Source organism: Pseudomonas sp. NPDC087614 (assembly GCF_044743485.1).
Taxonomy (GTDB): Bacteria; Pseudomonadota; Gammaproteobacteria; order Pseudomonadales; family Pseudomonadaceae; genus Aquipseudomonas; species Aquipseudomonas baetica_A.
This window is the reverse complement of the sequence record NZ_JBIUWN010000032.1, coordinates 1-20,798: the sequence shown is the minus strand read 5'-3', so window position 1 is coordinate 20,798 and position 20,798 is coordinate 1. Positions and strand designations below refer to the sequence as shown.

18 protein-coding genes, 1 other RNA gene and 2 pseudogenes are annotated in these 20,798 nt (G+C 54.7%); 15 read left to right on the top strand and 6 right to left on the bottom strand.

What is annotated here, in order from left to right:
* Positions 1–459 precede the first annotated feature (459 nt).
* Both ACIOWA_RS14065 and ffs read left to right on the top strand, forming a co-directional pair.
* A complete protein-coding gene (locus ACIOWA_RS14065; RefSeq protein WP_401160327.1) occupies positions 460–1,626 on the top strand; it encodes a putative zinc-binding metallopeptidase in 1,167 nt (388 codons plus the stop codon).
* A gap of 111 nt (positions 1,627–1,737) precedes the next feature.
* An RNA gene (ffs, locus tag ACIOWA_RS14060) (signal recognition particle sRNA small type) lies at positions 1,738–1,834 on the top strand.
* 89 nt (positions 1,835–1,923) lie between these two features.
* On the opposite strand, the gene ACIOWA_RS14055 is transcribed toward ffs, so the two are convergent.
* On the bottom strand, positions 1,924–2,133 hold the full coding sequence (locus ACIOWA_RS14055; protein ID WP_401160356.1) for a hypothetical protein: 210 nt from the start codon (positions 2,131–2,133) through the stop codon (positions 1,924–1,926).
* Positions 2,134–2,823: 690 nt separating this feature from the next.
* Here ACIOWA_RS14055 and ACIOWA_RS14050 point away from each other — a divergent pair.
* The 5 genes and pseudogenes from ACIOWA_RS14050 (at position 2,824) to ACIOWA_RS14030 (ending at position 8,385) form a co-directional block, all read left to right on the top strand.
* Positions 2,824–3,951 carry a DUF4135 domain-containing protein gene (locus ACIOWA_RS14050; RefSeq protein ID WP_401160325.1) on the top strand — a complete coding sequence of 376 codons (1,128 nt, stop codon included), beginning with the start codon at positions 2,824–2,826 and terminating at the stop codon, positions 3,949–3,951.
* Positions 3,948–4,085 (top strand): annotated as a pseudogene (locus ACIOWA_RS14045) (hypothetical protein); the annotation flags it as partial. The gene ACIOWA_RS14050 and the pseudogene ACIOWA_RS14045, both read left to right, overlap by 4 nt.
* Positions 4,086–4,238: 153 nt before the next feature.
* Positions 4,239–5,555 carry a lanthionine synthetase LanC family protein gene (locus ACIOWA_RS14040; RefSeq protein ID WP_401160355.1) on the top strand — a complete coding sequence of 439 codons (1,317 nt, stop codon included), beginning with the start codon at positions 4,239–4,241 and terminating at the stop codon, positions 5,553–5,555.
* Positions 5,552–7,225 carry an ABC transporter ATP-binding protein gene (locus ACIOWA_RS14035; RefSeq protein ID WP_401160323.1) on the top strand — a complete coding sequence of 558 codons (1,674 nt, stop codon included), beginning with the start codon at positions 5,552–5,554 and terminating at the stop codon, positions 7,223–7,225. The genes ACIOWA_RS14040 and ACIOWA_RS14035 overlap by 4 nt, the downstream gene beginning before the upstream one ends.
* A 2-nt stretch (positions 7,226–7,227) precedes the next feature.
* On the top strand, positions 7,228–8,385 hold the full coding sequence (locus tag ACIOWA_RS14030; RefSeq protein ID WP_401160321.1) for an AAA family ATPase: 1,158 nt from the start codon (positions 7,228–7,230) through the stop codon (positions 8,383–8,385).
* A 200-nt stretch (positions 8,386–8,585) separates the two neighbouring features.
* Here the strand turns inward: ACIOWA_RS14030 and queD are convergent, their stop codons facing one another.
* Both queD and ACIOWA_RS14020 read right to left on the bottom strand, forming a co-directional pair.
* A complete protein-coding gene (gene queD / locus ACIOWA_RS14025; protein WP_007955941.1) occupies positions 8,586–8,942 on the bottom strand; it encodes a 6-carboxytetrahydropterin synthase QueD in 357 nt (118 codons plus the stop codon).
* An 85-nt stretch (positions 8,943–9,027) separates the two neighbouring features.
* Positions 9,028–10,107, bottom strand: a complete 1,080-nt coding sequence (locus tag ACIOWA_RS14020; protein WP_401160319.1) for a patatin-like phospholipase family protein — start codon at positions 10,105–10,107, stop codon at positions 9,028–9,030.
* A 148-nt stretch (positions 10,108–10,255) separates the two neighbouring features.
* Between ACIOWA_RS14020 and ACIOWA_RS14015 the strand changes: the two genes are divergently transcribed.
* The 4 genes from ACIOWA_RS14015 to ACIOWA_RS14000 are packed head-to-tail and all read left to right on the top strand — an operon-like array spanning position 10,256 to position 12,857.
* Positions 10,256–10,564, top strand: coding sequence for a PepSY domain-containing protein (locus ACIOWA_RS14015; RefSeq protein WP_339464958.1), 309 nt, complete (start codon positions 10,256–10,258; stop codon positions 10,562–10,564).
* Positions 10,564–10,875, top strand: a complete 312-nt coding sequence (locus tag ACIOWA_RS14010; protein WP_339432446.1) for a PepSY domain-containing protein — start codon at positions 10,564–10,566, stop codon at positions 10,873–10,875. Before ACIOWA_RS14015 ends, ACIOWA_RS14010 begins: the two co-directional genes overlap by 1 nt.
* A 3-nt stretch (positions 10,876–10,878) precedes the next feature.
* On the top strand, positions 10,879–11,547 hold the full coding sequence (locus ACIOWA_RS14005) for a response regulator transcription factor (RefSeq protein WP_221732956.1): 669 nt from the start codon (positions 10,879–10,881) through the stop codon (positions 11,545–11,547).
* Positions 11,544–12,857 (top strand): sensor histidine kinase, encoded by a 1,314-nt coding sequence (locus ACIOWA_RS14000; RefSeq protein WP_339432445.1) that lies wholly within the window; start codon positions 11,544–11,546, stop codon positions 12,855–12,857. The genes ACIOWA_RS14005 and ACIOWA_RS14000 overlap by 4 nt, the downstream gene beginning before the upstream one ends.
* Before the next feature lie 132 nt (positions 12,858–12,989).
* Here the strand turns inward: ACIOWA_RS14000 and ACIOWA_RS13995 are convergent, their stop codons facing one another.
* A complete protein-coding gene (locus tag ACIOWA_RS13995; RefSeq protein ID WP_401160353.1) occupies positions 12,990–13,745 on the bottom strand; it encodes a methyl-accepting chemotaxis protein in 756 nt (251 codons plus the stop codon).
* Positions 13,746–13,847: 102 nt separating this feature from the next.
* A pseudogene (locus tag ACIOWA_RS13990) lies at positions 13,848–13,994 on the bottom strand (HAMP domain-containing protein); the annotation flags it as partial.
* 1,399 nt (positions 13,995–15,393) lie between these two features.
* Between ACIOWA_RS13990 and ACIOWA_RS13985 the strand changes: the two are divergent.
* A complete protein-coding gene (locus tag ACIOWA_RS13985; RefSeq protein WP_401160316.1) occupies positions 15,394–16,710 on the top strand; it encodes a Na+/H+ antiporter family protein in 1,317 nt (438 codons plus the stop codon).
* A 133-nt stretch (positions 16,711–16,843) separates the two neighbouring features.
* Positions 16,844–18,526 (top strand): methyl-accepting chemotaxis protein, encoded by a 1,683-nt coding sequence (locus ACIOWA_RS13980; protein WP_339493809.1) that lies wholly within the window; start codon positions 16,844–16,846, stop codon positions 18,524–18,526.
* Between the two features lie 123 nt (positions 18,527–18,649).
* On the opposite strand, the gene ACIOWA_RS13975 is transcribed toward ACIOWA_RS13980, so the two are convergent.
* On the bottom strand, positions 18,650–19,585 hold the full coding sequence (locus tag ACIOWA_RS13975) for a LysR family transcriptional regulator (RefSeq protein WP_401160313.1): 936 nt from the start codon (positions 19,583–19,585) through the stop codon (positions 18,650–18,652).
* A 112-nt stretch (positions 19,586–19,697) separates the two neighbouring features.
* Here ACIOWA_RS13975 and ACIOWA_RS13970 point away from each other — a divergent pair, with 112 nt between their 5' ends.
* Entirely contained in the window at positions 19,698–20,183 is a 486-nt protein-coding gene (locus ACIOWA_RS13970) for a DMT family transporter (protein WP_339432440.1), read from the top strand.
* 2 nt (positions 20,184–20,185) lie between these two features.
* Positions 20,186–20,641: a DMT family transporter gene (locus ACIOWA_RS13965; RefSeq protein WP_339432439.1), complete on the top strand. Its 456-nt coding sequence runs from the start codon at positions 20,186–20,188 to the stop codon at positions 20,639–20,641.
* Positions 20,642–20,798 lie beyond the last annotated feature (157 nt).

Below are 20,798 nucleotides of genomic sequence, written 5' to 3'. Positions count from 1 at the left end.
ACGCATTGCGTCACTAGTGTCCGGTAAAAACTGAAGGGGGAGCTTGCTCCCCCTTGCTGTGCCTGCTTCCTGAGCAATAATCAGGTTTTTCAGGCTCGATTTTCGCCTATGTTCAGCAGCACCCGATTTGCACAGATGCTTCAAGTTCTCCGAAAATGCCGTTCGTCTTCAGATATACAGCGCTTTGATCACGTACCTCTTGCTGCACCTTTATCAGCGCCGGTCAGGTGGCTCTGGGCTATTTCCAGCTTCGTCATTCGGCTAGCCCACACGTTGTTCGAACGGCCATCAAGCATCGAACATCTTGAACATCGAAGGCAGAAGCGAACGGAGCAGAAGGCAGCTCAAGGCTGCCTTCTGCTATGAAACAGGTTTTACCGGACACTAGTGACGCTCTGCGTGGGAACGATCTTTGGGCGGGAATGATCTAGTCTTGGCAAGCCCCAAGGAGAGATCGCCATGTACCGCTTTTTCGAGCAACTCAGTTCTCGCATCGTCGCGCCGTTCATGGGCGAATCTTCACGCAACAGCAAAGTCTGGCCGTGTCGCTGCGGTCAGTCACTGTTCTTTCGCAACAGTCAGTGCCTGGCTTGCAGCGCATTGCTCGGTTATCAGTCTGAACAAAGTCGCCTGACCTCGCTGCAACCGGGGCCGCAGGAAGGCTCCTGGACGCTGGATGCCGATCCCGAGGCGGGACTGTTCCGTCGTTGTGCCAATCTCGATACGCCTGCGGCGTGCAACTGGTTGCTGCCGGACAACGGTCGCGACCTCCTGTGTGTTGCCTGCAGCCTCAATCGCACGATTCCCGATCTTTCGGTTTCTGAAAACCCCGAACTGTGGCGCAAGGTGGAAACGGCCAAGCGCCGCCTGGTGGCACAACTGATCACCCTCGGCTTGCAGGTCATCCCGAAAACGGTGAGTGAAGAAACCGGACTGGCCTTCGATTTCATCGGCGTCGACCTCGAAGGCAATTCACCAATGACCGGCCACGCGAGCGGCCTGATCACCCTCGACATCAAAGAAGCCGACGACGCCCATCGCGAGCGGGTGAGGGCGCAAATGCATGAGCCCTATCGCACGCTGCTGGGGCATTTTCGCCACGAGGTTGGGCACTACTACTGGGATCGGCTGATCGCTAACGGTCCATGGCTCCAATCATTCCGCAACCTGTTTGGCGACGAGCGCGCCAGCTATGCCGAGGCACTTGACCACCACTATCAACAAGGCGCCCCACTGGACTGGCCGCAGCATTACGTCAGTGCCTACGCGACCATGCACCCTTGGGAAGACTGGGCGGAAACCTGGGCGCATTACCTGCACATGATGGACGCAGTGGACACTGCGCTGGGTTTTGGCATGAGTGCGCGGGAAATGGACTTCGACTACCAGCCATTTGCGCCAAGCACTCTGTACGAACCTGAACATCCTGGCGGCGGGGCGTTTCTGTCGTTCGTCAACGCCTGGATAGAACTGGCCGGCATGCTCAACGAATTGTCACGCAGCATGGGTCAGCCGGACTTCTACCCGTTCGTGTTGCCGGCGGCGGCGATTGCCAAGCTGCACTTCATTCACCTGGTGATCCAGCAAGAGGGCGGCAGGGCGGATGAGGTGTTGCAAGCGCAATAGCAAGTGCTTGAACCTCTTCATGTTTTTTATCTGAAACCAACGGTTGTAACTTCGTCTCAGATAGGTACAATGGCGCGGCTCGCCGACAGGTGAGTGTCGTTATGGTGACCCCATCGGTCCCCCCGCAACGATTACCCGTGAACCTGGTCAGATCCGGAAGGAAGCAGCCACAGCGGGAACATTGTGTGCCGGGGTGTGGCTGGTGGGGTTACCACCTTAACGAACATCGAACGATTCAACAGAACTGCATGGGTATCGCCCACTGCGGTTTTTTTTTGCCTGTGATTTATGAATTCGTCATGCATCACCCCTGTGCGCGGGCTTGCCCGTCCCTACAGGAATTTCAGTGTTCTTCATGGATAACTCGCCGCGATAGATGCAGCCACGGGTGCAGGTTTCGTGGATGCGGATCCAGCCCGTGTGCGGATCGAGGTCGCCGCTTAGGTGAATCGCCACTTTGGGGACTTCGCTGAGGGGGGGATCGTTGCCGGCATCGCTCTGCGCCATAGGGCGTTCCTTGCTGGAATGAGAGAGAGGCGGGGAAGGTTGCAGAGTTCGAACCAAGTTTGAATAGCTATTTCCAATGCTTGAGAACTATATGAATTGATAGTTGTTGGATTAACAACTATTGGGGTGAGCTGTCATCTTGACGTTTTGTTCTGTCAATTTCTTGTATGAAAGAACTTAATATTTTGAATTGAGTCTGGATTGTTCCTATGGCCCCACTGGAATAGTCCTACAGGATATTAGTCCTGTTCCTGCTTCGAATTTATTGACCGTAAAGGTTTGATCCAATATATCTATAGCTCCAAATGATTCTCAATTTTTCAAAGCATTCTAATGGCAATACAAGGACGTAAGATGAGTAATCGTAGTGTCGATATTGAATCTATTAAAAATGTTATTCGGGCGGATGGCGTCATGATGAGTGCTGCCTTCGTAAAAATGTATGTAGATCCACTTCTTTTGCAAATTGAAAATACTCCCCCTGGAATGGAGCTTACAAGACCTGTACACACGGGGCCGGCGACAAGTAACTGTACTCAATGCTTCAGCAGGTGTTGCTATGCTTCCTACTCGCCAAAATCAATAAAAAGCGGGACGTGTTATGGGCTGGTGCCAAGTGCCAATGTAGTTGTCTTTAACTAGTCGCAAACCGCCGAAAGGCGGTATTTTATTTGACATAAGGAAATGTTGATGAGTGGTTTTTCAAAAGTTGAATCCATGTCGACTTATTTCGGAGCGCATAGAGTTTTAGTAAATGATTATCTGAATGAACTGTATAAGAGTAAAGAGTTCGATCTTGCTTCTTTGTTCGATAAAAAACTGGCTAATGCGTTTGCTATACATGTTGCGAACAAGGTGGAAAGTTATGTTCGGCAAACCATTGAGGCAGAAGTTTCGCATGTCAATGAAGATCTCGGCGTCAGTATGACGTACGAGGATTTTTTAGAGAAGGATGAGTTGTATCTAGAATTTTTGAGTAAATATGAATCACTGCAGTACTTGCTAGATAAACTTTTTGCGGATGAGTTGGAAAACTTTTCCTTAGTAAAGGGGGCTTTTGTTCAGTCGCTTCCGGAATTGCTACGGACTGGTTTTCTGGCGGACGCTCATGAAGTGAGTGATGTGTTTTTGCTCGGGGATGAAAGTCACGATGGAAATAAAAATGTCGCTCTATTTTACGTACGGGGATGCCCCGCCTTTGCCTTGAAATTGCGCGACCTGGAACTGGAAAGGAAAACAAGCGAGTTTCTTGGGGATTTCTTTAAGGATCAATGTGATATCCAAGGCTGGGAGTTTCCTGAATATATATCGGGGCAGGATTTCGGATGGGTGAAGTGGTGTGATCAGGTTCCTTTGAAGAGCCAAGCGGAGGTAGAGAACTATTATAAGTTAGCAGGCTATTTGATTGCCGCAGTTGCTTCGTTAGGGGTTACCGATCTTCATTATGAAAATATAGTAACTCATCATGGAAATCCTGTGCCGGTTGACTTGGAAGCAGTATTTCATCATGTCTATGTTGACGCGTCTCGTTCGGCAATAGCTAGAACTGGGCTTGTGCCGAATGTTATTAAATACACAGATGGACTTGCCGACACCGAGCACGCGGGGATAGGAAATATATTTCGGAAAGAAATCATTGGAAAAGCATCTTTGAACAAAAATCCGAACGCGGTAGTGTTTGATGGTTGTGTACAGATTCCGATGGACTATATTGATTGTATGGTTGCTGGCTGTGTGGAGTGCTATAAAATTATAACTGCTGAGTATCAGCGGTTTGTGAGGTTTTTAATCAAGCTTCTAATCTTAAAAATAGAATGATATTGAGAGACACGGCTAATTATTGCTTGGTGATTGAGGCGTCTTTTCATCCGCTACTTCTAAAGAGTAATGAAGGGCGAAAAAACTATATCGAGTCCTGCCTCGGATCAATCGAAGATTATCGGGCTGAGCCCGCTCTCTTAAAGGCTGAGGTTGAAGCCTGTTTTCTTGGGGATGTCCCAAGGTTTACGTCTAGTGCAAAGGCTCTTTTCGTTTGTTCAGTTCATGCTGTGAAAAGTATTAAACTGATTAACTATGTGAGTGGGTACGATAGTGTAAGGAGTGATTTGCATCGTATAGTAAGTGATGGGTATGGTCACGAGATTGAATTTTTAAAGTGCGTGTATAAAGAGGCTGGAAAAGTAGTCGATATGAACTTTAGGTTTAATAGGGTTGGCTTCTTTGATGATGGAGAAGTCTCTAATTGTTTTTCTTTAGACACGACTTCCGCTTCAGTAAAGAGAACTGCTAAGCACATGCTTTATAAAAAATCTCCCCCGTTACTGTTTACCAGTAGAAGTGAGAGCTATCTTGAGCTAACTTCGGTAGGGTTCGATTTGTTTTCGGGTTCGGGAGGGCTTGGGTATCTCGCCTCTACTGGGGGGTTATTCGAGTCAGAGTCTGAGAATAAGGAGTTTCTCTCCGCGTATTATGAAATGGTGGTGGGTAGTGAGTTCCTCTCCTCGTCCCCAATAGGTGGAGCATATGTCGGTGGGTTGAGTTCGATAGCTCCGATTTTTATAGATGGGAACCTGACCTCTATTTCCGCTGCAACCGATAAAATTGTCACGTCTATTTATGCATGTGAATATAAGAAAATGGGTTCGGGATTGGTTTATGGTCTTGCCGGGGCTCTAGTGATTGCAAGTTGTTACTTTGAACTATCACGGATGGAGGTTTGGCGAGATGTTGCTAGGTCGCTATTCGATGTTTTAGTAGCGCGATCCGAACTCGATGGTGAGCAGATAATATTTTCTGCCAATATCTCAAGGCACGCAAAGAAGATATTATCTGGGCTTTCGCATGGTCAAGCAGGAGTCGCTTATTCGATCGCGGTATATGCCCTTGTTTTTGATATTCCTGATGGGGCGATCCTGCCATTGATAAAAGGCGTGATCATGTCGGAAATCAATTGCTTCGACCCTCAGCGTGGTAATTGGCCTGATTTGAGAAGTAAACCTCGAAATATAGAACTTCAAGATGAGTTTGGGTGGGCTTATGGGGGGGCAGGGATTATTTATGTATTAGATTTTTTAAAAAGACATTTTAATATCTGCATGATCAATGAGTTCCTACAGAAATACAATGTTCGTGCATTATTTGAGGCGAGTGTTTTAGAACCTGGCAAAAAAGAAAGTTTCTCAGTTTCCAACGGAGCCTTGGGCGTAGAGTTGATTTATCGGCGACTATTCAAGAAAGCTTTGAATAGTGATTTGGAAAGTAAGTATTGGTCGATTCATGGTTCGGCCACTTTAGGTTGTGGTCTGATGAAAGGAAGTGCCGGAGAATGCCTAGCCCTGAAATCCCTGATGACAAGTGATCGATCCTTTCCCCTGTTACCTCATGAATTGTTCAAGCTTAACTTTCAGGAAGTATTCGAATGAAGGCCAAAGGGTTTGTCGATGCTTATAAGCTATTAAAGTTGTCCATGAAATCAAAGGATGCAGGTCGTTTGGCCTTTTTGGTGACGCTGGTTTTTCTTACCGCGATAGGGTTTGGGTTGTTGCCCATGTTTTTTCAACGGATGCTTGCGGTCGCTTCAAGTGATCATGAACAGTTCTTGAACTTTCTGGTTTTGGTGATTGGTGTTGTTTTTATATCTCAGGTGTTATCTCATTCGTCTGATGTGTTGACAATGATGTTTATTCAGAGGGTTAATATAAATCTTGGTGAGATGTTTATTAAGAAATCAATTGGTTTATCTGCGAATGAGAGTCTTGTACAAGGGCCGGCACACCTTGCGCAGGTGTTGCAATGTGCTTCTGCGAGTATGGATAATACTGTGCGCTCTTTATTGGTTGGTGTGCTGCCGTCCTTGGTTCAGATATTAGTATCGTTTGTAGTGTTGCTGTTTTTTGAAGATTTTTTCGTAATGTTTATGATTTTTTTATATGTTTTTGTATATGCCATTCTTAGCGCTTCAGTGATAGGTCGTTTGTCAGAGCTATTCAAAGCTGTGATATTGAAGGAAATGGGATGTTCTAAAACTGTCCATGGCATTGTTTCGAATATTGAGACGATACGTATTTATTTAGCTGAGGAGTTTCTACTGCGGTTTTTTCGCGAAGATCAAGAAGGGGTTTACCAGTCTTGGTTGGATTTCTATAGGAAAAGTACTTCTCTGGAGGTGGTCAGGATAGTTGTTTTTTCATTGGTTTTTTTTGTGGTTATTTATGAGTCCTCGTTAAGGTTGCTTTCCGGTGAGATAGGTGTTGGTCATTTAGTAATGGTTGCAGCCTATATGTTTCAGGTTTGTCAGCCGTACGACGCTCTTTTAAAGAGTGTTGGAAGCATGATCGAGTCACTAAGTGGGTTTGCACCATTACTAAAGCATTTTGACGCTTGCGAAATTCGGCGTGTTGATAAAAATAATAAACTTCCGAACGTTGGTCATGGTCTGGAGTTTTGTAATGTTGGGTTCTCTTACCCTAACCGACCTGTAGAAAAGGTGCTGTGTGATTTGTCAATTCGATTTGCTCCGGGTGAAGTCGTCGCGATCACTGGCCCGTCTGGCGTGGGTAAGTCAACTATTGTCAAATTGCTGATGCGACTCTACGTGCCATCGTCAGGTTTAATTAAATATGGTGGTGTTGCGATAGGCGATTTGTCTGATCACGATTTTTATTCCAGGTTTTCTTTCGTGTCCCAAGAGGTTGGTTTGTTCAACGGTACGCTGAGATTTAATCTAAAAGTTGCCGATCAGAATGCACCGGATGAGAGACTGGAAGCTGTTCTAAAGCTCGCTAATCTTGAGGTATTCCTGAAAGGATTACCGTCCGGACTGGACACGGAAATTGGAGACAGAGGTCTAATGTTGTCGGGAGGAGAGCGCCAACGTCTTGCGCTGGCAAGAAGTTTTTTGCGGGATCATAAGGTGGTTGTTTTTGATGAGAGTACCGCGTTTCTTGATGAGGCGGCAGAGCGTACAGTCATATCAAATATAAAGAAATATAATGCGTCTAACATTGTGATCATTGTTGCTCATCGCGAGTCAATATTAAAGCTGGCTGATCGAGTAGTCTCGTTTAATGGCGAATATTGTGTGGAGCTTTAGTAGTGAGAGTTTTGTCTGTTTCAGTTAAAGGGTATCGCTCTATTGATGATGTGTTTATTAATCTTGACGGATTGAACATTTTTCATGGCGCTAATGGAGTTGGGAAGACCAATTTGTATAATGCACTAAAGCTCGTGCAGGCCGCCGCGACGGGGGAGTTCTCAAAGTTTATCGTTAGGGAAGGTGGCATGCAGTCGATCCTTTCGGAAAGTTCAAAGCGCAGTGCCGAACGCTCAAAAATTATTCTTGAAGTGCGTTTTTCAACTTTTCCAGATGATGGCTATTACAGTTATAGAATTACAGCAGGCTTGGTGCCGCAAAAAAATGTTTTTGGAGAGAAAATTGTATTGGGCGATGGCTTTGAGTTTGAACCGCAAATTAAAAATGAAAAGCTATCGTTTTATGATGGGCGAAAAACTCATATTCTGATGGTCAGAGAGAATAGTTTCTTGAAAGTCATGGGTCGAGAAATGGCCATGCTGGACATGACTAATTCTATTCGACTATTTCCCTCGGCAACGGCATTAAACTCTCTCACAGATGCGGAGCGTTTTCCCGAGGTGTTGCGTATCAAACATGAAATAATGGGGTGGCGTTTTTATCATGGTTTCAGGACTGATATTGAGTCACCCATCCGTAAGCCTTGCTACGCTGTTAGTGGTACCGTGCTTGATTCCTGTGGAACAAATCTCGCTGCTGTTTTGGCGACGCAAAAATATATAGTTCAGGATCTTGATGTTATTGAAAAACTGATTGCGGATACATTCGGTGGAGCAACTTTGGATATTTCAAAGCCCGAGCGTACCGTTTCGTTTGGTTTGCGTTTCGCTCACAGTAATCGGACAAGTAATGCGTGGGAGTTGTCTGACGGTACGTTGCAGTATATTTGCCTGGTCGTTGCGCTGACATCCGGTTCTTTGCCTCCTTTTATTGTTTTGAACGAGCCTGATAACAGCCTTCATCCTGATATGCTCAGATCGTTGGCTGGTTTGATTAGCTCTGCCAGTAAGCGATCGCAGATTTGGGTTGTTACGCATTCACCGATATTGAAAGATATTCTAGAGGAGTCAGGGGCGTTCAAATCACGGCATGTTATCAAGCGGGGGCTTCATACATGGATTGAAGGACTGACTCTTAATGGTGATGTCGATGTTTTGTGAGTCAACCGCACGCTATGCCCGTTGAAGTCGAAGACTTGATCCAGCAGCCAGTCCGTCATGGTCCTGTCCTCTTGGCAGGGTGGGAGCCAAAAAAGCATAGGCATAAAAAAACAGCCGCGAAGGCTGTTCTCTATATCCTTGATGAACACCGATCCCCTGAAGCGGCTTCTGGCAACGCCTACAAGGGGATGTGTATTGAATTACTCGCCGCGATAGATGCAGCCGCTGGTGCAGGTTTCGTGGATGCGGATCGCGCTCAGTTCCGGCAGAAGTGGTTTCAATTCATTCCAGATGAATTTGGCCAGGACTTCGCTGGTCGGGTTTTCCAGGCCGGGAATGTCGTTCAGGTAGTTGTGATCCAGGCGCTCGTAGAGCGGCTTGAAAATCGCTTTGATCTCGGAGAAGTCGCGGATCCAGCCTGTGTGCGGATCGAGGTCGCCGCTCAGGTGAATCGCCACTTTGAACGAGTGGCCGTGAAGGCGCCCGCACTTGTGGCCGTCCGGTACGTGCGGCAGGCGATGGGCGGATTCGAATGTAAATTCCTTGAAGATTTCCACAGTAGTTTCGGCTCTGTTCAGATGGCGTTCGCCGCAGCGATTCGGGCAGGCGGCGAGTTTATCAGCTTGTGTTTGGCCTTGCTGACTAAAGGGTCAGCAAGCGCTCGGCGAGGCGACCATTGGCAGCCAGTTCGAGGAATTCGTCCCCCAGGCGCCGGCTCTCGTCCATCGCCGCGTGCCAGTATTTTTGCCGGCCCGGCGCATCGCCCATGAAGCGCTTGAAGTCGTTGCGGTCGGGCAGTTTGCCGTAGGGCAGGCGTGCCAGATATTCCTTTGACGGCGCGAGCAACAACACGTCTTGCAAGCGCTCCACCGAGGCCCGGCGCCATGGCAGGGTCTTGTCGAACCAGCCCGGAATCACACGGTCGGTGAAGTGCGGATAGAGCACGATGCCGTCGCCGCTGTAGGGCAGGTCAAGGTGATAGTCGAGCAGACCGCCGTCGCGGAAAGTCCCTGCACCGGCGCCGGGCAGGTCGCGCACGCCTTCCATGATCATCGGAATCGAACCCGAGGCCAGCAGCGCCTGACGCAGATTGGCAGCATTGAGCGCGACGAAGCGCGACGGGAAATCGTTGAGCGCATGCACCGGCGGTGCCAAGCGCGGATCGTGGATGATCAGCCGTTCGAAATGTCGCGACAGCCGCGCGCGACCGCGCAGGTTATCGGCAATCACCGAGCCCAGTGCCAGCCCGAGTTGAGCGCGATGGTCGTCCGCCAGACGGCCCTGGCTTTTGACCACCATGATGTTCAAGCGGTAATCGGCGTTATTGAGAATGCTGTCGTCGCGGCCATCGAGCAGGTCATTGAGCATGCGCTGCGAGCTCTGACTGATCTGGGCCATGGTCACGCCTTTGTTGAAATTCTGCTCGGCGTACAGGTGGCCGAGGCGACGAATGCCTGCGGCGGCGTCCGGCAGGCAGGCGCTGGCGAAGCGCCAGGAACCCACTGACGCACCGATCAGCGAACGTTCGCGCGGCGCACTCGGCAGCCACTCACCGAACAAGGCCAGATCCAGCCCCTGAATCCCCAAGGCCTTTGGCCCACCGGCCGCGCCGGGCAGGGTGCCGACATCAGCAGCGTTGAGGCCTTGGGCGCGGATGCGCGCCATGGCCCGGGGGCCGGCCTTGAGGGTGAGGGACGGAAACTTGATGTGGATGGCTGTCATACCGGTCTCGATCGTTAGCAAGCGAAGGATTATAGAACCACGGCGGCCCTCTGTGGGAGCGAGGAAACAATGATGGCAATTCAGTTTCAGTTAAGTTCATCCCGCTAAGGTGCCCTGCGTTGCAACACATAAAAATATGGAGTCACCCATGAAAACCCTGACTGCCCTGTCCATCGCCTCGCTTTTCGGCTTGACCGCCAGCATCGCCCACGCCCGCGACCTTGGCCCCGATGAAGCCCTGCGTCTGCACGACGCTGGTACTATCGTCTCCTTCGAGAAGCTCAATACCACGGCGCTGGCCAGACATCCGGGTTCCGAGATCACCGACACCGAGCTGGAAGAGCAGTACGGCAAGTACATCTACCAGATTGAAATGCGTGATCCGCAGGGGCAGGAATGGGATCTGGAATTGAACGCGGTGACGGGGCAGGTTCTCAGGGATCATCAGGATAAGTAATGAAGGTTAATGTTCGCGCCACCCGTTGCACGGCGTTGGCGCTCGTGATTTTTTGTTCGACGGCGATGGCTCGCGACCTCGATCAGGACGAAGCGCTGCGCCTGGTTCGCGCGGGTGTGATTTTGCCGCTGGAGCAAGTGCTGCATCAGGCAATGGCGCGTTACCCCGGCGCGAAGCTTTTGGAGGTCGAGCTGGAAGAGAAGCACGACGTCTACATGTATGAAGTCGAGTTGCTGACCGTCGAGGGTGTGGCGCGAGAGCTGCACCTGAAGGCTGATACCGGTGAACTTGTGAAAGACGAGGAAGATTGATCGATGCGTTTGCTTTTGGTGGAAGACCACGTACCGCTGGCCGACGAGTTGCTCGCCGGCCTGCAACGCCAAGGTTACGCAGTGGATTGGCTGGCGGATGGTCGGGATGCGGTGTATCAGGGCCGCAGCGAACCCTATGACCTGATCATCCTCGACCTCGGCTTGCCTGGCGTACCGGGGCTAGAGGTGCTGGCGCAATGGCGTGCCGGTGGCCTGGCGGTGCCGGTGCTGATCCTCACGGCACGCGATTCCTGGGCCGAGCGCATCGAAGGCCTGAAGGCCGGTGCCGACGATTACCTGACCAAACCGTTTCATCCCGAAGAGCTTTATTTGCGCATTCAGTCGTTGTTGCGCCGCTCCAAAGGCCAGGCCAACCAGCCGACGCTAAAGGCAGCCGGCCTGCATCTGGATGAGGGTCGCCAATGTGTCGTTCGCGACGGCGCCGACATTCAACTGACCGCCGCCGAATTTCGCTTGCTGCGCTATTTCATGCTGCACCCCGAGCAAATCCTCTCCAAAAGCCACCTCGCCGAACACCTCTACGACGGTGAGACCGAGCGTGATTCCAACGTTCTTGAAGTCCACGTCAATCACCTGCGCCGCAAGCTCGGCAAAAGCGTGATCGAAACCCGTCGCGGCCAGGGTTACCTGTTCGGCGGGCAAGCGTCGTGAGGTCAATCCAGCGCCGCTTGAGCCTGGGGTTGATCAGCGTGCTGGTGGTGGTCGGCGTGGTGCTGGCGCAAACCAGTCTGTGGCTGTTCGAGGTGGGATTGCAGCGCTATCTCGAGGCCGGTTTGCGTAACGACAGCGAAAGCCTGCTGGTGGCGCTGGTGCGTGGCCCGCAAGGCTTGCAGCTGGATGAGCGGCACCTGTCGCCGGCCTATCAGCGACCGTTCTCCGGGCACTATTTCCGCATTGATTTTGCCGACAGTCACTGGCGTTCCCGTTCGTTGTGGGATCAGGACCTGCCGCAGCTCGAACACCAAGGCCTGCACAGCAATCTGCAGTTGGGCCCGGACGGGCAGCAGTTGCTGGTGTTGCGTTCGGACTATCGACGGCTGGGCCAGTCGATCTCGATCAGCGTCGCCCAGGATTACACCCCGGTGCGCGAAAGCTTTCAGCGCATGCGCCAGATCGGACTGGGTTTGGGCGTGCTCGGGCTGTTGCTGATTCTGTTTTTGCAACGGCTCACCGTGCGCCGTGCCTTGCGACCGCTGGAAAAGGCGCGTGAACAGATCGCCCAATTGCAGCAGGGCCAGCGTTCGCAACTCGATGATCAGGTGCCGGTTGAACTCGAACCGTTGGTGGCGCAGATCAACCATTTGCTCGCCCATACCGAAGACAGCCTGAAACGCTCGCGCAATGCACTGGGCAACTTGGGGCATGCCCTGAAAACGCCATTGGCGGTGCTGTTGAGTCTGGCGGCGAGCGAAAAATTCGATGGCCATCCCGAGTTACGCAAGATCCTCAAGGAACAACTGGAGCAAGTGCAGCAGCGGCTCAATCGCGAGCTCAACCGTGCGCGATTGTCCGGTGATGCGCTGCCGGGGGCGTTGTTTGACTGTGACGCAGAACTGCCGGGACTGTTGGCGACCCTGAACATGATCCACGGCGAGCATCTGGCGTTGAGTTACGTAGCGCCACCGGGGCTGCAATTACCGTGGGATCGGGAAGACCTGCTGGAGCTGCTCGGCAACCTCTTGGACAACGCTTGTAAATGGGCGGATGCCGAGGTTCGTCTCCGTGTGATCAAGCGTACTGATGGCTTTGCCCTGAGCGTGGAGGATGACGGGCCGGGCATACCCCAAGCGCAACGGGGTCAAGTGTTCAGCCGTGGGACGCGGCTTGATGAGCAGACGCAGGGGCATGGTCTGGGGCTGGGCATCGTGCGGGATATCGTCGATACGTGGGGTGGGTTGTTGGTGCTGGGCGAAAGCGAGTGGGGCGGGTTGAAGGTGGTGATCGAGTTGCCCCGGCGCTGAACCGCAGGTCGCTATAAAACCACTGTGGGAGCGGGCTTGCTCGCGAAGGCGGCGGATCAGTCAATCAAGATGTCGACTGAACTACCGCTTTCGCGAGCGAGCCCGCTTCCACATTGCGTTGTGCAGTGAGCCTTAGACCCGGAACTGATCCATCAAACCCTGCTGCTGATTGGCCAGGCTATTGAGTGACTGGCTCACCCGCGCCGATTCATTCGCCTGCCCGGACAGCGACTCGGTCACATCACGAATCGTCGCCACGTTGTTGTTGATTTCCTCAGCCACGGCGCTCTGTTCTTCCGCCGCACTGGCGATCTGCAGGTTCATGTCGCTGATCACCGTCACCGCATCGCCAATCTGGCGCAACGCTGTCACCGCTTGCCCCACCTGCTCGACACTGCCCTGTGCCTGACGATGGCTGTTGCCCATCGAACCCACCACATCCTGTGTGCCGTTCTGCAACTGCTCGATGACCTGACGGGTTTCCTCGACCGACTCTTGCGTGCGGCGGGCGAGGTTGCGTACTTCGTCAGCGACCACGGCGAAACCGCGTCCGGCTTCACCGGCGCGGGCGGCTTCGATGGCCGCGTTGAGTGCCAACAGGTTGGTCTGTTCGGCGATGGCGCGGATGGTTTCCAGTACCGTGCCGATTTTCTCGCTGTTGGCGGCCAGGCCTTCGACCTGGACCATCGCAGCGCTCATGTCACTGGCGAGTGTGTCGATGCTCGCCGTGGTGCGGTCGATCACCGTCAGGCCCTCACGGGTCGCGCGATCGGCATCCTTGGCGGCTTCAGCGGCCTGGGCGGCGCTGCGGGCGACGTCCTGGGCGGTGGCGCTCATTTCATGGGACGCGGTGGCGACCTGATCGACCTGGCGGTACTGCTGCTCCATACCCGCACTGGTCTGGGAGGCGATGGCCGAGGACTGGTCGGCGGTGTTGCGCGCGTCCTGAACCGAGCGTTTCACTTCGGCGATGATCGGCTGCAACTTGTCGAGGAAGCGGTTGAACCAACCGGCCAGTTGACCGAGTTCGTCCTTCTTGTCGTAGGCCAGGCGCCGGGTCAGATCACCTTCGCCGCTGGCGATGTCTTCCAGCATGTGCGCCACGCCGAGGATCGGTTTGGTCACGCTGCGCGCCATCAGCCACACCAACAACAGGCCAACCAGCGCGGCCAGCACGCCGAGGCTCAGTTCGATCAGCGTGCCCGAGGTGTTGCTCGCATCCAGTTGTTGTTTGAGTGCTTCGGCGCGGCTGACCAGGACTTTCTCCGGCACATCGAGCAATACACCCCACGACGGCCCGCCCGGGATCGGCTGGAACGGCGACAGCACTTTCAACAGGCCCTTGCTGTGCAGGCTGCTGACGCTGCTGCTGGAGGCGAGCAGGCGCAGCAGTTCGGCGCCGCTGGTGGTATCGACGGCGTCCAGGCGCTGGCTGAGTTTGCCGGCGTCCGGACTGTAACCGGCGAGGAGGCCGGCGGGGCTGATGATGCTCACGGCGGTCTGGCCGTCATAGAGCTTTTTGCTCGCGCCCTGACTGATCGCTTGCAGGCTGTTGAGGTTGATGTCCACCGACAGCGAAGCGATGACCTTGCCGTTGACCATCAGCGGGAAGACGATGCTGGTCATCAGCACCTTCTGGCCGTCGATCACGTAGAAGTACGGTTCGATCACGCAGGGCTTGAGGGTCATGCGCGGGCAGGTGAACCACGCGTTGGCCGCTTGGCCACTGGGGCCGGTGCTGGTATCGGCCATGTCGCTTTCCGGCAACGCCATCGACGTGACTTTGCCTGGCACAGGCTGCGACCAGTACAGGGCGAAGCGGCCCTTGTCGTTGCTGCCCAGTTCCGCTTGCCCGGCGAACAGTTCGTCCTTGCCGTCCAGCCCATTGGCTTCGAACACCAGCGACAGGCCAAGCAGATCCGGGTTGGCTTGCAGCGCGGACTTGACCTGACGGGTCATGTCTTCGCGCAGGTCGAAGGCATCGAGAAAGCGCTTTTCTGCCTGTTCACGCAGGAACAACACCTGTCGCGAGAAACCGTGGCCGTATTGATAGGCGTCCATGAACTGCTGGCGAATGCCCGCCGCCTGCACTTCTCCCTGGGATTCGATGCGCGCCTGAGCCGACTCGGTGAGCATCTCCATACTTGAAGCCTTCACCAGTTCGGAACTGTGCTCCATGCGGTACAGCGAAAGACCGACCAACAGGGTCACGATACCGGCCAGGCAAAGCCCGGCGAGCAGGGTGATTTTCCATTGGATGGAAAGTTGTCTGAGCGACATGGAGACGTCCTTATTCGATAAATATCTGAGACTTTGCACTGTAGCGGCCGCGAATCGGCTTTCTTTATCCTTAAAACACAATAGGGCGGATTGTCACAGCCATTGGCGGGTTTGGAGGCTTTGACACCGCTGCCACTCTGCGGCAAAGTGCGCGCCCTTCTAATAAGACCCTCTTTGCAAATCCGCCGGTGCTCCGTGGGCGGGCTCATCCTGTCTGGCGGTGGCTGTTGCACCGCAGTGATTTTGAGGTAGTGAAATGAATGCAGTGATTGCAGCAGTCGGCGTGATGCTGATCCTGAGTCTGTCCCGCGTGCACGTAGTGATCGCTCTGATCGTCGGTGCGCTGGTCGGCGGTCTGACCGGCGGTCTGGGCATTGATGCCACGCTCAAGGCGTTCAATAGCGGTCTGGGCGGCGGGGCGACGGTGGCGTTGTCCTACGCGTTGCTCGGCGCTTTCGCGGTGGCGATTGCCAAGTCCGGCTTGGCCCACGCGCTGGCCGACAAGGTTCTGGTAATGGTTGACCGTCAGCATTCGACCGACGGCGGCAACGTCAAATGGCTGCTGATCGGCATGCTGTGGATGGTCGCGATAGCCTCGCAGAACATCTTGCCCATCCATATCGCGTTTATTCCGCTGCTGGTACCGCCACTGCTCTATGTACTGAGCAAGTTGCAACTGGATCGCCGATTGATTGCCTGCGTGATGACGTTCGGTCTGATCACCCCGTACATGTTTCTGCCGGTGGGCTTCGGCAACATCTTCCTTAATGAAATCCTGCTGGCCAACGTTGCCCGCAGCGGTGTCGACATCAGCGGCATCAATGTCACCCACGCCATGGGTATTCCGGCATTGGGCATGGTGTTCGGCCTGGCGATGGCTTTCGTCAGCTACCGCAAGAAGCGCGTTTACAACCTGGCGAAAATCGAGCAGGTCGAGCAAGTGGCGGTGCAGTACAACCCGCTGAGTCTGATGATGGCCGGTGTGGCGATTGCGGCGGCATTCGTCGTTCAGTTGTTGCTGGACTCGATGATTATCGGGGCGCTGGCCGGTTTTCTGATTTTCTCGGCCTCGGGTATCGTCAAGTGGCGCGAGACCGATGACCTGTTCACTCAAGGCATGAAGATGATGGCGATGATCGGGTTCATCATGATCGCCGCCTCCGGGTTTGCCGAAGTGATGAAGGCCACCGGGCAGGTGCAGACACTGGTCGAATCGTCGGCAACATGGATCAACCACAGCAAGGGCGTGGGTGTGTTGCTGATGCTGCTGGTGGGTTTGTTGGTGACCATGGGCATCGGCTCGTCGTTCTCCACCGTGCCGATTCTGGCGGCGATTTTCGTGCCGCTGTGTGTGCAATTGGGTTTCAGCCCTCTGGCGACCGTGTGCATTGTCGGCACCGCCGGTGCACTGGGCGACGCAGGTTCACCGGCCTCGGACTCGACGCTGGGCCCGACCTCCGGCCTGAACATCGACGGCCAGCATCACCATATCTGGGACACCGTGGTGCCAACGTTCCTGCACTACAACCTGCCACTGCTGGCGTTCGGTTGGGTCGGGGCGATGGTTCTTTAACACCACAAATCCCCCTGCGGGAGCGAGCAGGCCCGCTCCCACAGGGGGGGATTGAATCGTTTGCTCAACTTTTGATCTGGCGTGCCGTTAAAGCCTTTAACCACGCCAATAAAACCAAGAGAGTGAGCCCCCCATGCGCCTGAGTCTCAAGGCTAAAGTCCTTTCCCTTGCCGTTCTTCCGGTGTTGCTATTTGCGCTGGTGATCAGCCTGACCACGCTGTTCATCCTTCAGGATCAGGCCAGCAAGGAAGTCGAAGAAACCCGCCAGCGTCTGCTCAGCGACGCCAAAGCCACGCTGCAAAGTTACGTCGCCGTGGCCATGACCGCGATCAAGCCTTTATACGACGCCGCCGCTCCCGGCGATGAAGCGGCGCGTGCGCAAGCGATCAAACTGTTGTCGGGTATTCGCTACGGCAAGGATGGCTACTTCTTCGGTTACGACTCCCAGACCGTGCGCCTGTTCAAGGCCAATGATCCCGAAGGCGTAGGCAAAAGCTTCAAGGACAACCGCGATCCAAACGGCGTCTACGTCAACCGCGGTCTGGTGAGTGTGGCGAAGGACGGCACCCACTATCTGCAATACAGCTCACCGCTGCCAGGCAATGCCAAGGTGCTGGTGCCGAAACTCGGCTACACCGAATACCTGGCGAAGTGGGACATGGCCGTCGGTTCTTCGGTCAACCTTGACGGCATCGAGGCGCAGGTGGAGGTGGTCGAAGCCAAGGTGCAGGAACGTATGCAAGGCGTGGTGCTGAGCATCGTGGGTGTGGCTGTGGTGATGCTGTTGCTCATTGCCGTGGCGGGGATGTTGCTGGCCAACACCATTCTGCGTCCCCTGAACTTGATGAAAGCCAACCTCGATGACATCGCGGCGGGCGAGGGCGACCTGACTCGCCGACTGACCATCACCAGCCAGGATGAACTCGGCGAACTGGCCGGCTCGTTCAACCGTTTCGTCGACAAGATTCATGGTCTGGTGCGCCAGATCACCGAGATGACCACGCAACTGACCGGGTTGGTGACGCAGGTGTCCGATCAGGCGCAGCGCTCGGATCAAGCGATGGAGCGTCAGCGCCACGAGACCGATCAGGTCGCCACGGCGATCAACGAAATGTCCGCTGCCGCGCAGGAAGTCGCCAAGAGTGCGCAAAACGCTGCCGTCGCTGCCCAGCAGACCGACGAGGAAGGCCAGAGCGCCAAGCGCGTGGTGGCCGGCAGCATCAAGCAGATTCATGCGCTGGTGGACGACATTCGCAGCAGTGGCGTGTCGCTGGACAGCCTGCAACAGGACGTGTCGTCGATTGTCGGCGTGCTGGGGGTGATCCGCTCGATTGCCGAACAAACCAACCTGCTGGCACTGAACGCGGCGATTGAAGCGGCGCGGGCCGGTGAGGCCGGACGCGGTTTTGCGGTGGTGGCCGATGAAGTGCGGGCGCTGGCCAGTCGTACGCAGATCAGTACGCAGGAAATCCAGGGGATGATCGATCGCCTGCAGGCCGGGACGCAGTCGGCGGTCGAGGCCATGCGCCGTTCCAGTGAGGCAGGTGATGGCACCTCGGTGCAGGCCAATCAGGCCGGGGCTTCGCTGGATGCGATGGCTGAGTTGATTGCGACAATCAACTCGATGAACGCGCAGATTGCCAGCGCTGCCGAAGAGCAAACGGCGGTGGCCGAAGAGATCAACCGCAGCGTGCATCAGATTGCGGTGGCGGTGGATAACGTGGCGGATGAAACGCAGTTGGGGGCGCAGACTTCACGCAGCCTGGCGGATCTGGGCCAGCGACTGGGCAAACTGGTCGGGCAGTTCCGTATCTAGAACGCTACACATAACCTGTGGGAGCGGGCTTGCTCGCGAAGGCGTCGTGACATTCAGTATTTGTGTCTCTGACACACCGTCTTCGCGAGCAAGCCCGCTCCCACATTGGGTTTTGTGCAGGGCTTAAGGTCTGTCCCAATAGGGGATTTCGCCGAAGCATTCGATGAAGAAGTCGATGACTGTGCGCACCTTCACCGACAGCCGACGGCTCCCCGGCCACAGCACTGCAATCTGCTGCGGCTCCAGGCTGTTGGAGACCTGATATTGCCTCAGTACCGGTACCAGCGTGCCTTCGCGCACCGCCTCACCAATCAGCCATGACGGAAACATCACCAGCCCCAACCCTTGCTCGGCGGCTTGCGTGAGGGTGTCGGCGTGGTTGCCGGTGATCGGGCCTTTGACCGAATACGGCGTCCAGTCTTGCCCCTCACGGCGAAAAAACCAGCGCTGTTGGCCGGTCGCGCCTTTGTAGGCCAGGCACTGATGCTGCGCCAGATCATCCGGATGTTGCGGGATGCCGTGGCGTTTGAGGTAAGCGGGGCTGGCGGCGACCTGGAATCGATGCGGCGCCAGAATCCGCGCTTGCATGCTGGAATCGTGCAAAGGGCCGATGCGAAACAGCAAATCGGCGCCTTCCTGCAGCGGATCGACGTAATGGTCAGTCTGTTGAATATCCAGTTGCAGCTTCGGATAGCGCGCGCATAACTGACCGAGCCACGGCGTCAGATGGCGTTGGCCGAACACCACGGGGGCGTTGATTCGCACCAGGCCCGTGGGTTCGCTTTGCTGTTCCTGCAACGCCTGCTCGGCTTCTTCCAGTTGCACCAGCACCAGCCGCGCATGATGGCCGAGCATGCGTCCGGCTTCGGTTGGCGTAACCGCCCGGGTGTGGCGGTAGAGCAATTGCTGGTTGAGCGCCTGCTCCATCAACTGGACCTGCCGAGAGATCGATGAGGGCGCCACGCCTTCGCGGCGGGCGACTTCGGAAAAACTGCCGTGGTCGAGTACGGCCACAAACAGCCTTAGCGCTTTGAATCCCAGTTCGTTAAACCCGTGCATGCGGTGCCCTGCTGTGCGTATTGCGCAAAAGTGTTGTCCGGATGCTCCCATTTATCGCACAGCAGCGCCAGCCGATAATCCGCGCCATCGTTTATTGGCCTGGATGTTTGTGATGCAGACGTTGGATGAAGTGAGTGTTGCGCCGCCGGCGGTCAGACCGGGGTTGCGCTTGTTGTTGCTGCCGCTGGTGATTTTGGCGGGGATGGGGTTGTCGGTAGAGGCCGGGTTGCTCGGGCCGTTGGGTGTGCAGGTGGGGCATTTGTGGGCGACGTTGAGCATTTTCGGCGTGGGCTCGGCGATTCTGTTTTTGCTCCTGTTGTTCAGCGGCCAGCAACAAGGGCCGGCGTTGAACACATTGCCGCGCTGGCAGTTGATCGGAGGTGTTCTCGGACCGGTCTATGTGGTGGTGCTGACGCTGGCGACCCCGCACATCGGCATCGCCATGACCATGATCGCGATTCTCTCCGGGCAGGTTGGCAAGAGTGTGTTGATCGACCACTTTGGCTGGTTCGGCGCGGTTCGTAAAAAGGTCAACGGTGAACGTTGGCTGGCGCTGCTGCTGATTGTCGCGGCACTTGTCTTGATTGCTCGGGGTTGATGATGAATCTGATTATTTTGTTGGCCGTGGTGGTTGCAGCGGGCGCGGTGTTGAGTGTTCAGGCTGCGATCAATGGGCGTCTGGGTGAAACCGTTGGGGTGTTGCGCAGTAGTTTGCTGACGTTTGCCGTGGGTGCGCTGGTTACCGGGTTGCTGATTGTGTTCTTCGAACCGGCCCACGCGGTGAGTTTGCTCGACGTGCCGAAATGGCAGCTCAGCGGTGCGTTGTTTGGCGTGGTGTACATGATCGTGATGGTCGGTGCAGTGCCTCGGGTGGGTACCGCGGTGGCGACCGTGGCGGTAATTGTCGGGCAGCTCGGGATGGGGATGTTGATCGATAACTTTGGCTGGCTTGGTAACCCGGCTATCGATTTGTCCGCTAACCGGATGTTGGCGATGGTTTGTTTGGGGTTGGCTTTGGTGTTTATGTATCGCAGCAGTGTTCGGGGTTCTGACTGATTGGGAGGGAGTGTCTACTGCCTCAAGCCCGCAGACCTGGCGAGAGATTGTCAGAAATTTTATGTTCGGGCATAACATGTTGAAAAGGAGCATGTATGCCGACCAAAAAGAAACCGGCCTCGGAGGCCAAACCCCAGTTTCCTTCGATCCCGAAAGA

Bases quoted from the DNA above. Each gene is read 5' to 3' on its own strand.
- ACIOWA_RS14065 (WP_401160327.1), top strand. From the start codon at position 460: ATGTACCGCTTTTTCGAGCAACTCAGTTCTCGCATCGTCGCGCCGTTC.
- ACIOWA_RS14055 (WP_401160356.1), bottom strand. From the start codon at position 2,133: ATGGCGCAGAGCGATGCCGGCAACGATCCCCCCCTCAGCGAAGTCCCC.
- ACIOWA_RS14050 (WP_401160325.1), top strand. From the start codon at position 2,824: ATGAGTGGTTTTTCAAAAGTTGAATCCATGTCGACTTATTTCGGAGCG.
- ACIOWA_RS14035 (WP_401160323.1), top strand. From the start codon at position 5,552: ATGAAGGCCAAAGGGTTTGTCGATGCTTATAAGCTATTAAAGTTGTCC.
- ACIOWA_RS14020 (WP_401160319.1), bottom strand. From the start codon at position 10,107: ATGACAGCCATCCACATCAAGTTTCCGTCCCTCACCCTCAAGGCCGGC.
- ACIOWA_RS14015 (WP_339464958.1), top strand. From the start codon at position 10,256: ATGAAAACCCTGACTGCCCTGTCCATCGCCTCGCTTTTCGGCTTGACC.
- ACIOWA_RS14010 (WP_339432446.1), top strand. From the start codon at position 10,564: ATGAAGGTTAATGTTCGCGCCACCCGTTGCACGGCGTTGGCGCTCGTG.
- ACIOWA_RS14005 (WP_221732956.1), top strand. From the start codon at position 10,879: ATGCGTTTGCTTTTGGTGGAAGACCACGTACCGCTGGCCGACGAGTTG.
- ACIOWA_RS13995 (WP_401160353.1), bottom strand. From the start codon at position 13,745: ATGGAGCAGCAGTACCGCCAGGTCGATCAGGTCGCCACCGCGTCCCAT.
- ACIOWA_RS13985 (WP_401160316.1), top strand. From the start codon at position 15,394: ATGAATGCAGTGATTGCAGCAGTCGGCGTGATGCTGATCCTGAGTCTG.
- ACIOWA_RS13980 (WP_339493809.1), top strand. From the start codon at position 16,844: ATGCGCCTGAGTCTCAAGGCTAAAGTCCTTTCCCTTGCCGTTCTTCCG.
- ACIOWA_RS13975 (WP_401160313.1), bottom strand. From the start codon at position 19,585: ATGCACGGGTTTAACGAACTGGGATTCAAAGCGCTAAGGCTGTTTGTG.
- ACIOWA_RS13970 (WP_339432440.1), top strand. From the start codon at position 19,698: ATGCAGACGTTGGATGAAGTGAGTGTTGCGCCGCCGGCGGTCAGACCG.
- ACIOWA_RS13965 (WP_339432439.1), top strand. From the start codon at position 20,186: ATGAATCTGATTATTTTGTTGGCCGTGGTGGTTGCAGCGGGCGCGGTG.